Source organism: Paraburkholderia sp. SECH2, from assembly GCF_030464795.1.
Classification (GTDB): Bacteria; Pseudomonadota; Gammaproteobacteria; order Burkholderiales; family Burkholderiaceae; genus Paraburkholderia; species Paraburkholderia aspalathi.
Genome location: NZ_JALPRH010000012.1, coordinates 183566 through 197025 on the forward strand (window position 1 = coordinate 183566; position 13460 = coordinate 197025).

At 60.9% G+C, this 13460-nt stretch carries 9 protein-coding genes and 1 tRNA gene; 1 reads left to right on the forward strand and 9 read right to left on the reverse strand.

Annotation, left to right across the window (positions count from 1 at the left end; translation table 11 throughout):
• Window positions 1–114: 114 nt before the first annotated feature.
• The 7 genes from M0D66_RS21010 to M0D66_RS21040 all read right to left on the reverse strand — a co-directional run bounded on the left by M0D66_RS21010 (window position 115) and on the right by M0D66_RS21040 (window position 9101).
• Complete coding sequence (locus tag M0D66_RS21010) at window positions 115–1257, reverse strand: porin (protein WP_093635005.1); 1143 nt, start codon at window positions 1255–1257, stop codon at window positions 115–117.
• Window positions 1258–2233: 976 nt separating this feature from the next.
• Window positions 2234–2321: transfer RNA gene (locus M0D66_RS21015), tRNA-Ile, on the reverse strand.
• A 152-nt stretch (window positions 2322–2473) separates the two neighbouring features.
• On the reverse strand, window positions 2474–4864 hold the full coding sequence (rpoD, locus tag M0D66_RS21020) for an RNA polymerase sigma factor RpoD (RefSeq protein ID WP_093635004.1): 2391 nt from the start codon (window positions 4862–4864) through the stop codon (window positions 2474–2476).
• A gap of 93 nt (window positions 4865–4957) precedes the next feature.
• On the reverse strand, window positions 4958–6829 hold the full coding sequence (gene dnaG, locus M0D66_RS21025; RefSeq protein WP_093635003.1) for a DNA primase: 1872 nt from the start codon (window positions 6827–6829) through the stop codon (window positions 4958–4960).
• Between the two features lie 78 nt (window positions 6830–6907).
• Window positions 6908–7354, reverse strand: coding sequence for a GatB/YqeY domain-containing protein (locus M0D66_RS21030; RefSeq protein WP_256457337.1), 447 nt, complete (start codon window positions 7352–7354; stop codon window positions 6908–6910).
• Window positions 7355–7602: 248 nt separating this feature from the next.
• Window positions 7603–7815: a 30S ribosomal protein S21 gene (gene rpsU, locus M0D66_RS21035; protein ID WP_054034832.1), complete on the reverse strand. Its 213-nt coding sequence runs from the start codon at window positions 7813–7815 to the stop codon at window positions 7603–7605.
• 68 nt (window positions 7816–7883) lie between these two features.
• The gene (locus M0D66_RS21040) at window positions 7884–9101 is read right to left on the reverse strand and encodes an NAD(P)/FAD-dependent oxidoreductase (protein ID WP_266211491.1); all 1218 of its coding nucleotides are present in this window, start codon (window positions 9099–9101) and stop codon (window positions 7884–7886) included.
• 133 nt (window positions 9102–9234) lie between these two features.
• On the opposite strand from M0D66_RS21040, the gene tsaD reads away from it, so the two are divergent.
• Window positions 9235–10263 (forward strand): tRNA (adenosine(37)-N6)-threonylcarbamoyltransferase complex transferase subunit TsaD, encoded by a 1029-nt coding sequence (gene tsaD, locus M0D66_RS21045; RefSeq protein WP_211699759.1) that lies wholly within the window; start codon window positions 9235–9237, stop codon window positions 10261–10263.
• A gap of 124 nt (window positions 10264–10387) precedes the next feature.
• Here tsaD and folE2 read toward each other — a convergent pair whose 3' ends face one another.
• Both folE2 and dxs read right to left on the reverse strand, forming a co-directional pair.
• Window positions 10388–11194 (reverse strand): GTP cyclohydrolase FolE2, encoded by an 807-nt coding sequence (folE2, locus tag M0D66_RS21050; RefSeq protein ID WP_200617368.1) that lies wholly within the window; start codon window positions 11192–11194, stop codon window positions 10388–10390.
• 317 nt (window positions 11195–11511) lie between these two features.
• The gene (dxs, locus tag M0D66_RS21055) at window positions 11512–13419 is read right to left on the reverse strand and encodes a 1-deoxy-D-xylulose-5-phosphate synthase (protein WP_093634999.1); all 1908 of its coding nucleotides are present in this window, start codon (window positions 13417–13419) and stop codon (window positions 11512–11514) included.
• Window positions 13420–13460: the final 41 nt, after the last annotated feature.

Consider the following 13460-nt stretch of genomic DNA (forward strand, 5'->3'; position numbering starts at 1 on the left):
GCACGGCATCCGGCATTCACGGCGGGTGCCGACCACCAAAGTGGCGCGCCCATAAAAAAAGGTGCCGCGAACGGCACCTTTTCTGCAACAACAAGCTTCTTCTGCTGCTGAAGCTTAGAAGCGGTGACGCAGACCGACCGTAGCAGCCGTCTGGTTCTTCGACGACGACGGCAGTTGCGTGTTGTCGCCGCTGTAGATCGAAGCTACACCGCCGTCGCCCATTGCGTGCTGGTACACAGCTTGAGCGTAGACGTCCGTACGACGCGACAGCGAGTAGTCAGCTTGCAGGCCGATCTGGTGGTAACGGGTCTTCATGTCGTTGCCGTCAGCATTGGCGCCGTAGCCACGTGCGTCGGTGAACGTGTAAGCAACGCCCAGAGCCATTGCCGGCGTCAGGTTGTACTTGCCGTTGACTTCGTAGTTGTTCGAACGACCTTGACGTTGGCCAACTGCTGCGCCAACCAGGTTGTCGATACGCGACTGCGTGAATGCAGCACCGACGGTAGCCGGGCCGAACGAGTACGAAGCAGCTGCGCCGAACTCACGTTGGCGGAAGTTGCCCGTGATGGTGCCTGCGGTGTTAGCCAGCACGCCGTCCGAAGCGCCGGTTGCGTTTGCAGCCGGGTTGTTCTGCTGTGCGTATGCAGCACCGAGGTGCAGGCCTTGCCACTGGTATGCAGCACCCACGCTGTATTCGCGGTTGTTTGCGAATGCGCCAGCCTGGTTCGAGAAGCCGTACGTGCCGCCGAACGTGAAGCCTGCGTAGTTAGCGCTCGAGTACTTGATCGAGTTGTTGACTGCGTAGCCGCCGTTCGTGCTCAGGTTGTCGTTGTTGAACGGGTGAGCGAAGTACGTACCGCCCCAGCTGCCCGTTGCGGTCAGCGGTGCCAGGTAGTCTTGTGCTGCGTCGTATTGACGACCCAGCGTGACCGTACCGAATTGCGCGCTCGACAGACCGACAAACGCTTGACGGTTGAACATGCCGTTGTTGTTAGCGAACTTGCCGTTGTTGATGTTGAAGCCGCTTTCCAACGTGAAGATTGCCTTCAGTCCGCCGCCCAGATCTTCCGAACCACGCAGACCGAACATGCTTTGGTTGATGCCACCGCTACCTGCTGCCCACTTTGCGTTGTGGTTGACGTTGCTGGTGTACGTCAAGCCTGCGTCCAGCAGACCATACAGGGTCACGCTGCTTTGTGCGTGAGCGACGGATGCGAACGATGCGGCAACCGCAACAACGATGAGACTCTTTTTCATGCGTGGGACTCCAGTTCGATAAATTTACGCGGGGAGCGGGACCTGCCTCAGCAGCGCATGCATCATTCGCTGCCGCCCTGTTCGCCGAACCGTTCCGGATCAGCTGGGCACCCTTGAAACGAAGCGTGAGTGTAGGTGGAGACCCTAGTAGCAACGCCCGCAATTTACGCAACAGGATTTTTCAGAATCCGCAACAATCAAATCAAGATAGGCATTAAGTCTTTATCTTTCATACGCTTATCGCAAAATGTGGACGAATGTATGCCTGCTCTGGACAAAAGTTATCCGCAACATCTCAATATTAAAGTTGTGTGAATGCAACAGCATTTAATATGCGTGACGTAATCGGGTCGGAACGTTTGAAAAATGAGAGACATCTGATTGCTCGACAATCAGGCAATTGCGATAGGCCTAATTCAACGCGGTGTAAATTTATTTTGGAAAAGCGGGAACTTAATTGAATTAATGCAGTCGTCGATTTATTCCTCGAATATCCCGGGGAACGGATATCTGCATTAGCTGTGATTAACGCGGGCTGTGAATTATCGAACAGTTTGGTGAAGTGGAGTTAGGCGGAGTCAGACGAGGTGGAAGCCTTCAGCAGGGGCATTGCCCGGAGGTGAGCTGCGGCGCCGGCCGCCGCGTGACAAGAACCCGTGCTGAAAGCGGACGGCATACATCGAACAGCCTTCCGTATTCATTTAACGGCACAGCCGTGCACTTTTTTTACACGGAGTTTCCCTTACCGCCCCGGCGCCGGTTGCCTGCCCTCCATATGGTCTGCCATGGACCAGTTAGGCGTTAAGAGTCGGAGCACGCTTGCGCCAGGTTCGCCGATCTCATCTCGACGAAGTGAAGCGTGATATTGCGCGGGAACATGCGACGCTTAATAAGCGGCATATTGCCGCATCTGATATTGAATTCTCACCACAAAACAAAAAGGGTTCCGAAAACTCGGAACCCTTCTTTACATCTATGGTGGGCCGGGTCGGAGTCGAACCGACGGTGTCCTTTCGGAGGCGGATTATGAGTCCGCTGCCTGCAACCAGCACGGCGTCCGGCCCAAGAAAAAGACCCGGTCATGAAGGCCGGGCCAATTCGTTGATTGGCCGACATACTACACGAAAAAGGGGCCTTCGCAACCGCTTCGCCCAAGCGAAACAGCCCGAAGACCCCTTCAAACAGCTACATCGTTTCCCACGACCGCCTGCTTCGATCAATTCCCTTCGAGGAACGACTTCAGCTTGTCCGAACGGCTCGGGTGACGCAGTTTGCGCAGCGCCTTTGCCTCGATCTGACGGATCCGTTCACGCGTCACGTCGAACTGCTTGCCGACTTCTTCGAGCGTGTGATCGGTGCTCATCTCGATACCGAAACGCATGCGCAGCACCTTCGCTTCGCGCGGCGTCAGCGAGTCGAGCACGTCCTTCACGACATCGCGCATGCTGGCATGCAGTGCAGCGTCGGCCGGCGCGACCGTGTTCGTATCTTCGATAAAGTCGCCCAGATGCGAATCGTCGTCGTCACCGATCGGCGTTTCCATCGAGATCGGCTCCTTCGCGATCTTCATGATCTTGCGGATCTTGTCTTCCGGCATTTCCATCTTCTCGGCCAGCGTTGCCGGATCCGGCTCGAGACCGGTTTCCTGCAAGATCTGACGCGAGATGCGGTTCATCTTGTTGATCGTTTCGATCATGTGAACCGGAATCCGGATCGTACGCGCCTGGTCAGCGATCGAACGCGTAATGGCCTGACGGATCCACCACGTTGCATACGTGGAGAACTTGTAGCCGCGACGATATTCGAACTTGTCCACCGCCTTCATCAAGCCGATGTTGCCTTCCTGGATCAAGTCCAGGAACTGCAGGCCACGGTTCGTGTACTTCTTCGCGATCGAGATCACGAGACGCAAGTTCGCCTCGGTCATTTCACGCTTTGCCTGACGCGCCTTCAGTTCGCCGGCCGCCATCTGACGGTTGGTTTCCTTCAGGTCCTTCAGCGGCAACACAACACGCGCCTGCAGGTCCAGCAGACGTTGCTGCTGTTCGCGAATGGCCGGAATGTTACGCGTGAGGATCGCGCTATACGCGTGACCTTCGCCGACGATCTTGTCGGCCCATTCCAGATCCGTTTCGCTGCCCGGGAAACGCGCGATGAATTCCGCACGCGGCATGCCGCACTTGTCGACCACCGTATGCAGAATCTGACGCTCGACCTGACGCACTTCGTCCACTTGCGCACGCAACGTGTCGCACAGACGCTCGACGGTACGCGCGGTAAAGCGGATCGTCATCAGCTCGTTCTGGATCGTTTCCTGCGCCTTCAGATACGACTTGGACTTGTAGCCTTCCTTCTCGAACGCACGACGCATCTTGTCGAACCATTCGCTGATCATGGCGAACTTCTCGAGGGACGCACGCTTGAGCGCTTCCATCTGCGCAGCGTTGGCCGTGGCTTGCGCCGCGCCGTCGTCTTCTTCCTCGTCGTCCGATTCCTCTTCCTCGACTTCCTCGTCTTCGCTTTCGATCGCTTCTGCTTCCTGCGCCGAGAAGCCGTCTGCATCTTCCGCGTTGGCGTCGATCAGGCCGTCGACCAGTTCGTCGATACGGATTTCCTCGTTCGCGACGCGCTCGGCCATTGCCAGAATATCGGCGATCGTGGTCGGGCACGCGGAGATCGCCATCACCATGTGCTTGAGGCCGTCTTCGATCCGCTTCGCGATTTCGATTTCGCCTTCGCGCGTCAGCAGTTCGACCGTACCCATTTCACGCATGTACATGCGGACCGGGTCGGTGGTGCGGCCGAATTCCGAGTCGACGGTGGAGAGCGCGACTTCCGCTTCCTCTTCCACTTCGTCGTCTGACGAAGCAGCGGGTGCGTTGTCGTTCAACAGCAGCGTTTCAGCATCCGGCGCCTGCTCGTACACAGCCACGCCCATGTCGTTGAACGTGCTGATGATGCCTTCGATCGCCTCGGTCTCGGTGAAGTTGTCCGGGAGGTGGTCGTTGATTTCCGCGTACGTGAGGAAGCCGCGCTCCTTGCCGAGCTTGATCAACGCGCGCAGTTTGGCGCGGCGCTCTTCGAGTTCCTCGACGGTGCCCGGCTGCGACGACGCAAACGCGTCCTTCAGCAGCGCTTTTTCCTTTGCACGACGATCGCGAGCCTTGACCTTTTCCACCTTGCCGGGAACGGCCGCAGGGGTTTCTTCGCTTTGGGTTGCGTCGTCGTCGACGGGTGTTTCGTTAAGCTTTTTCGTCATGGAGTTCGTCGTACCGGCTGTAGTCTCGACTCGCGGCTGTTGGACAACAGCCGGTTGAACCGTGGATACTGGAGTCTCACGCTCTACCGCATCGTCCTGCGCGGCAGGCGCTTCCCTTGCGCTTCTGACACCCGGCCGTTTTGCGGCCGGTGGTGGTACAGCTTTCGCCGCCCTGACCGGCTCCGCTCGCGCAGCGGAAGTGGTCGAGGGTTTCTTCCCGGCAGCAGGTGTGACGCTTGCGGCAGACGTTTTTCTGGGGGAAGAAGCTAACTTGGCCTCGGTGACCTTTCTGGTCGGCTCATTCGAACCTGTGCCCGTTGCTTTTTTTCCGCCTGGTGTCTTTGCCATCGCAATCGCCTTTTCGCCTTTGCTAGGAAAACCATTGAAAAAACAAACCGCTAGAAACCTTTTATTATAGCACTCAGCTTTCTGCCATCCCGCTTACAGCCCGAGCTGCCGCTTCATCTCAGCCCGCTTCTGATTCAGGCCCGTCAGCTCCGCAAACTCCTCCGGCGTGTGCCGGGATTGCCGCGAAAGCTGCTCGAGGCGATCGCAGTAAGCGTCGTATCGCATCTTCAGAATCGCCGCTTTCAGTTCCTCTCCGACGATCCGTTCCTGCTCGCGCCGTTCCTCGATGACGGTCGCATCCTCCGGGTCCTTCAGCAGCAAATCCCGGACGTTTTCATCATAGTCTAGAATTTTGCGAAAGATTTCCTCGAAAGTTGGGGCATTTGCGCCGTTTCGCAATAGGTCGGACAGCAACTGAAACTCCGCCGAATCGCCCAGCGCACGCGCATGCGTCGTCACTTCTTCGAACAGTTCGCCGTGCCGCGTGACGCTCAGAAGCGCCTGTTCGGCCTCCTCGTCGAGCACTGCCACCGTGCGCGGATACATCACCAGATTGCGCAGCGTTTTTTCTTCGATCCCGGTCACACTGCGCCGGTCCTTGCGGGCTGGCGCCGATCGGGCGGCCGCCGCGATCCGGGCGTCGACTTCGCATAAAGCGGCGACTTCCTCGAACGGCACGTCGAGCCGGTCGGCAAACATATGCATGATCTGCGCGCGCAACGCATTGGCCGGCAGCTGCTGCAGCAGCGGCTTCGCGTCGAACAGCGCGCGGGCGCGGCCCTCCGGCTGGTCCAGCTCCTTGCCGGTCAGCACCTCATTTAGCATGAACTGCGACAGCGGCATGGCGCGCTCGACCTGCTCAGCGAACGCTTCCGTGCCGAATTCACGCACGTAGCTGTCCGGATCGTGCTCGGACGGCAAAAACAGGAACCGGATGGTCCGGTTGTCCGCCGCGTGCGGCAGGCAGGCGTCCAGCGCCCGGCGCGCGGCGCGGCGCCCCGCCGAATCGCCGTCGAAGCTGAAGATGACCGTATCGGTCTGGCGCATCAGTTTCTGCACATGAATCGGCGTGCAGGCCGTGCCGAGCGTGGCGACCGCGTTCTGGAACCCCAATTGGGCCAGCGCGACCACGTCCATGTAGCCTTCGACCACCAGCACGTAATGCTGTTCGCGAATCGCCAAACGGGCCTCAAACAGCCCGTACAGCTCGCTGCCTTTGTTAAATAGAGGCGTTTCCGGCGAATTCAAATACTTGGGTTCGCCGCCGTCCAGCACGCGTCCGCCGAAGCCGATCACCTGCCCTTTCACATTGCGTATCGGGAACATGATCCGCTCGCGAAAGCGGTCGTAGCGGCGGTTCTGGCCTTGCGCGTCCGACTTTTCGCTGACGATCACAAGACCCGATTCGACCAGCGAATCATCCCGATAGTTGGGGAATGCGGGTTCGAGGTTCTGCCAGCCGTCCGGTGCATAGCCGAGGCCGAAACGGGCGGCGATCTCGCCGGTTAGGCCGCGTTTCTTCAGGTACTGGATCGCGACCGGCGCGCCGCGCAGCTGCTTGCGGTAGAAATCGCAGGCAGTCTGCATGACATCGGACAGCGCCGTGGTCACCGCCTTGGACGCACCCGGCGAATACCCGCCGGAGCCTCCACCGCCGCCATAGCCCGGCGAAGGCTCGTTCGGCACGGTCAACCCGACCGATTGCGCGAGTTCGTTGACCGCCTCTGGAAACGTGGAGCCGACATGCTCCATCAGGAAGCCGATGGCCGTACCGTGCGCGCCGCAGCCGAAGCAGTGATAGAACTGTTTAGTCGGACTAACCGTAAACGAAGGGCTCTTCTCGTTGTGAAACGGGCACAGCCCCATGAAGTTCGCGCCGCCCTTTTTCAACTGCACATACCGGCCGACCACGTCGACGATATCGACGCGGTTGAGCAGATCCTGCAGGAATGACGGTGGAATCACAGTGAATGACGCTACCTAAAAAGCTCAAGGCTGTGCACGCCGTCGAACAACGGCGCGCTCAGACCGGAAATACAAGGATTACTTCGCGAGCGCGGCTTTGACTTGCGCCGAGACAGCGGTCATGTCGGCGCGGCCGGCCAACTTCTGCTTGAGCACGCCCATCACCTTGCCCATGTCCTGCGGGCCGGCAGCGCCGGTTTGCGCAACCGCGGCCTGAACTTCTGCAACGATCTCCGCTTCGGACATCTGCGCCGGCATATAGGCGGACAGGATGGCCAGTTCGGCCTTTTCCTTATCGGCCAGATCCGTGCGGCCAGCGGCTTCGAATTGGCTGATCGAGTCTTTGCGCTGCTTGATCATCTTGTCGATGACGGCGGTGATCGCCGCGTCGTCAAGGACGACGCGTTCGTCGACTTCGCGTTGCTTGACCGCCGCGAGCAGCAGCCGGATCGTGCCGAGACGCTCGGTCTCACGCGCCCGCATGGCCGCTTTCATGTCGTCGTTGATCTGGTCCTTGAGGCTCATCACTCACCTGAATGCGTTGAAAATTTAAAAACCGGCCGCTTACGGCACCCATGCGCCGTACCAGTACGCTGCATCCAACACAAACGCCCGCTTGGGACTGCTTCCTCAAGCGGGTTGGCGCAATTTTGCGTAGTGGATGCGACCCTGCCGGCTGGCCCGAAGGGCCGTGTTTTCCGCGATGGCACCTGCTGTGCCGTCACCGTTGGATGTCGCCGCTCCGTTCAACGGGAACCGCGGCAACGCCAGAATCAGTAGAACTTCTTTGGCAGCATCTGGCCACGCAGACGCTTGAAATGACGCTTAACCGCAGCCGCCTTCTTGCGCTTGCGCTCAGCCGTAGGCTTTTCGTAAAACTCCCGGGCACGAAGTTCCGTTAGCAGCCCGTTTTTCTCCATCGTGCGCTTGAAGCGGCGCATGGCAACTTCAAACGGCTCGTTGTCTTTTACGTGGATGGTCGTCATTTTTCAATAACGGAACTTTGTAAAGGTTCAGGAGTATAGCAGAGCTTTCTCACAAAGCCATTGCGCCGTCAAGCCCCTAAAACGTACTCCGCCGACGCCTGGCCGGCCGCCACGCCGGAGGCCCACGCCCACTGGAAATTGTAGCCGCCGAGCCAGCCAGTCACGTCGACCGCCTCGCCGATGAAGTACAAACCCGGCGTGCGGGCGCTCATCATCGTCGCCGACGACAGGTCACACGTATCGATACCGCCGCGCGTGACCTCGGCCTTGCGGTAGCCTTCGGTGCCGTTCGGGGTGAGCGTCCAGCGCGACAAGGCCTCACCGATGCGGCGCAGCGTCTTATCCGGCAGATCGGCCACGCGCGCTTCGGCGGGAATCTGGTGGGTTTCCAGCCAGACGTGGGCGAGCCGTTGCGGCACCCATTCCGAGAGCAGATTGGCGATCTGGCGCTTCGTGCCGGTTTTGGCTTCCAGCAATGCGGTGGTGGCGTCCTGCTCGGGCAGCAAATTGATGTGAATCGGCTCGCCGGGCTGCCAGTAGCTCGAAATCTGCAGAACCCCCGGGCCCGACAGGCCGCGGTGCGTGAGCAGCAGATCCTCGTTGAATTCGGCACCGGTCTTCTTGTTGCCGGTCGCCAGTTGGACCTCGAGCGACACGCCGGAGAGCGCCGAGAACGGCTCCCAGTCGGCCGGAGCAAAGGTCAGCGGAACCAGCGCAGGGCGCGTGTCGATCAGCTTGTGGCCGAATTGCTTGGCGAGACGGTAGGCGAAATCAGTCGCGCCGATCTTGGGGATCGACAGGCCGCCGGTCGCCACTACGAGCGCGCGGGCCGTGATCGGACCCGAGTGGGTGTCCAGCGTGAACCGTCCTTCGGCGTCATGCCGCACCTGTTCGACCGTGAGCGGCGTGCGCCACGCGACGCGGCCCGCGTCGCACTCGTTCTTCAGCACATTGATGACCGCGTCGCTCGACTGGTCGCAGAACAGCTGCCCCTTGTGCTTCTCGTGCCACGTCACGTGATGGCGCTTAAGCAGCGCCATGAAGTCACGCGGCGTGTAGCGCGCCAGCGCCGAGCGGCAAAAATGAGGATTGGCCGACAGATAATTGGCCGGCCCGGCATACAGATTCGTGAAGTTGCACCGGCCGCCGCCGGAAATGCGGATTTTCTCCGCGAGTCGCTGCGAGTGGTCGATCAGCACCACGCGACGGCCGAGTTGCCCGGCCACGGCCGCGCACATCATGCCGGCCGCACCCGCGCCGATCACTGCGATATCGAAGGATTCCATGGGGCCGCATTGTACCTGCGCGCCTGCGGCCGCCTGCCCGCGCTGCTATACTTTCAGGCTTGCCTTTTCACTTTTGGACGCCGGAGCGGCTTCGCTCCCGTGCCCGCTCCAACCCACCCGCGACCCACCCATCATGCTCGTTCTCGGCATCGAAAGCTCCTGCGACGAAACCGGTCTCGCGCTCTACGACACAGAGCGCGGCCTGCTCGCGCACGCGCTGCATTCGCAAATTGCGATGCACCGGGAGTACGGTGGCGTGGTGCCGGAATTGGCGTCGCGCGACCATATCCGGCGTGCACTGCCGCTGCTCGAAGAGGTGATGGAACGCGCCGGCACGGCGCGCGGCGACATCGACGCGATCGCCTATACGCAAGGCCCCGGCCTCGCGGGCGCGCTGCTGGTCGGCGCGAGCGTGGCGAATTCGCTGGCCATGGCGTGGGACAAGCCGACCATCGGCATTCACCACCTCGAAGGGCATTTGCTGTCGCCGTTGCTGGTGGACGAGCCGCCGCCTTTTCCGTTCGTCGCACTGCTGGTGTCGGGCGGTCATACGCAGTTGATGCGCGTCACGGATGTGGGCGTCTACGAGACGCTCGGCGAAACGCTGGACGACGCGGCCGGCGAAGCTTTCGACAAAACCGCCAAGCTGCTGGGCCTCGGTTATCCGGGCGGCCCGGAAGTGTCGCGAATGGCGGAATTCGGCACGCCCGGCGCAGTGGTCCTGCCGCGTCCCATGCTGCATTCCGGCGACCTCGATTTCAGCTTCAGCGGGCTGAAGACCGCTGTTCTCACGCACGCGAAGAAGCTCGGCGGCGCGAATATTTGCGAGCAGGCAAAAGCGGATCTGGCGCGCGGTTTCGTCGACGCAGCCGTGGAAGTGCTGGCGGCGAAATCGCTGGCCGCGCTCAAACGGACCAAGCTTAATCGGCTGGTGGTGGCAGGCGGTGTCGGCGCGAACCGGCAACTGCGCGAAGCCCTTTCCGCCGCGGCGAAGAAGCGCAATTTCTTTGTGCACTACCCGGATTTATCGCTGTGTACGGACAACGGCGCGATGATCGCGTTGGCCGGCGCATTGCGATTGCAACGCTGGCCCGATCAATCGGGTAAAGACTACGCGTTCACCGTGAAGCCGCGCTGGGATCTGACGTCCCTCGCACGCTGAACCTGTAACGAGCCCGCGACGCCCGCCGCAGACCGGACCACGCGATGACAATGGCAACGCCATAGAAAAAGCCGCTTCGAAAGCGGCTTTTTCTATTTGCGGCAATCAAGAAGGCGGAGTGTGATCACGCCACCCGCTTATCCCGCTCGATCACTGCATACGCGCTGTGATTGTGAATCGATTCGAAGTTTTCAGCTTCGAGCACATACGCGACGATGCGCTCGTCCGCATTCAGACGTTGCGCAACGTCACGCACCAGGTCTTCGACGAACTTTGGATTCTCGTAAGCGCGTTCGGTGACGAACTTCTCGTCCGGACGCTTGAGCATGCCCCACAGTTCGCACGAGGCTTCTTCTTCAGCGATACGAACTAGCTCTTCCACCGCCACGTCGCCCACCAGTTCGGCGTTGATCGTGACGTGCGAGCGCTGGTTGTGCGCGCCATACTGCGAAATCTTCTTCGAGCACGGGCACAGGCTCGTGACCGGCACCAGCACTTTCAGGAACAGACGCGTCGCGCCGTTGCGGGTCTCGCCCGTCAACGTCACTTCGTAGTCGAGCAGACTTTGCACGCCCGACACCGGCGCGGTCTTATTCACGAAGTACGGGAACGACACTTCGATGCGGCCCGCCTCGGCCTCGAGCTTTTCCAGCATTGCGGCGAGCATGGTGCGGAACGTGGCCGCCTCGAGCGGCGCCTTGTTCTCTTCAAGCAGCGCAACGAAGCGCGACATGTGCGTGCCCTTCTGATCGGCGGGCAGATGCACGTCGAGATTCCACGTGCCCACGGAAGGCTGCACTTCGCCGCCTTGCGTGCGCACCGTCAACGGATGGCGCACTGCCTTGACGCCGACTCGTTGAATCGGAATCTGACGCGTATCGGGCGTGCTCTGCACGTCGGGCATCACAAAGGCGGGATTCATCTGGTTCATATTCTTGTCCTTTCAGGAAACGCTGGGCCGTCCCATGTTTTCCGCTCCGCGGGAAGTCCCCCGCTCCGAAGGAAGCCCCTTCAAGGATTGGAGGATCGCCCCATTGGCGGGTGTCGCAAAGCGACACGTTTGAGGGCACTCAACGGCCGTGCGCATCAAGTCGCGCAATGGCAAACGCCGGCCCCTGCCGGCGTTGGATGATGGACCCGAAGGTCCATCGACTCAAGTTGGAGATTGCTATGGCCGCTATAGCCGCGGCGTAGCGCACGGCAGTGCAGCTGAACGACTCAGCCATTCCACGCAGCTAAGTGCCGCAATCAAGCGACGCGCTTCACCGAGGATTGGCCAGCGACCGCGCCGCTGGAAAGAAAGCGTTCGCGAATCGACTTGGCGATGCCCGCTGCGTCCAGACCGCAGGCGGCGAGCAACTTGGCCGGATCCCCATGATCGATGAAGCGATCCGGAAGGCCCAATTGTAGTACGGGCCGGATAACCCCACTCTCGAGCAGGGCTTCGACACACGCCGATCCCGCGCCGCCCATCACGCAGCCTTCTTCCACCGTGACGATGGCATCGTGCGTTTCGGCCAGCTGACGGACCAGTTCGGCGTCCAGCGGCTTCACGAAGCGCATGTTCGCCACCGTGGCGTCCAGTTGCTCAGCGGCCGCCAGCGAAGGCGCAACCATCGTGCCGAATGCCAGAATCGCAATCCGCTTGCCGGCCGGTTGCGACGTTTCGCGACGGATCTCGCCCTTGCCGAGCGGCAGCGCCGTCATTTGCTTGACCGTTGCCACGCCCGTGCCGGCGCCGCGCGGATAGCGCACCGCCGTCGGGTTCGGCTGCTGCAATGCCGTGTAGAGCATCTGACGGCATTCGTTTTCGTCCGACGCAGCCATCACCGTCATGTTCGGGATGCAGCGCATGAACGCCAGATCGTAGGCGCCAGCGTGCGTGGCGCCGTCCGCGCCGACCAGACCCGCACGGTCGATGGCGAACACCACCGGCAGGTTCTGCAGCGCGACGTCGTGGATCAGCTGGTCATAAGCACGTTGCAGGAAGGTCGAGTAAATCGCGACCACCGGCTTCATGCCGTCGGCAGCCAGGCCGCCGGCGAACGTCACTGCGTGCTGCTCGGCGATGCCGACGTCGAAGTAACGATCCGGGAAGCGCTTCTCGAACTCGACCATGCCCGAGCCTTCACGCATGGCCGGCGTAATGCCGACCACGCGCGCGTCCAGCTCGGCAGCGTCGCACAGCCATTCGCCGAACACCTGCGTGTACGTCTTTTTCGACGGCGTGGTAGCGGGCTTGATGCCCTCAGCGGGATTGAACTTGCCCGGGCCGTGATACAGCACCGGATCGGCCTCAGCCAGCTTGTAGCCCTGGCCCTTCTTCGTGACCACGTGCAGGAATTGCGGACCGCGCAGTTCCTTGATGTTCTGCAGCGTCGGGATCAGCGAATCGAGGTCGTGACCGTCGATCGGGCCGATGTAGTTGAAACCGAACTCTTCGAACAGCGTGGCCGGCACGATCATGCCCTTCGCGTGCTCTTCGAGCTTGCGGGCCAGGTCGAGCATAGGCGGCGCGACGCGCAGCACACGTTCGACGCCCGCACGCGCGGCCGCGTAGAAACGGCCCGACATCAGGCGCGCAAGATGGCGATTCAGCGCGCCGACCGGCGGCGAAATCGACATATCGTTATCGTTCAGGATGACCAGCAGCGGCACGTCGTCTTCGACGCCGGCGTTGTTCATCGCTTCGAAGGCCATGCCGGCCGTCATCGCGCCGTCGCCGATCACGGCGATGCCCATGCGGTTCTCGCCCTGCAGCTTGCTGGCAACGGCCATACCGAGCGCGGCCGAGATCGACGTGCTGGAGTGCGCGGTGCCGAACGTGTCGTATTCCGACTCGTCGCGCTTCGGGAAGCCCGAGATGCCGCCGAGCTGACGCAGCGTGTGCATCTTGTCGCGGCGGCCCGTCAGGATCTTGTGCGGGTAGGTTTGATGGCCGACATCCCACACGATCCGATCGCGCGGCGTGTCGAACACGTAATGCAGAGCAATGGTCAACTCGACCGTGCCGAGGTTGGACGAAAGATGGCCGCCCGTCTGCGATACGCTGTCGAGCACGAAGGCACGCAACTCGTCGGCAAGCGGTTGCAATTGGCGGCGATCGAGGCGGCGCAAGGCTGCCGGGTCGTCGATAGTTTTCAGCAAGTCGTACATCGTCGTTCCATTGTAGGAAAACTTACGCGCCCGCACTTCAT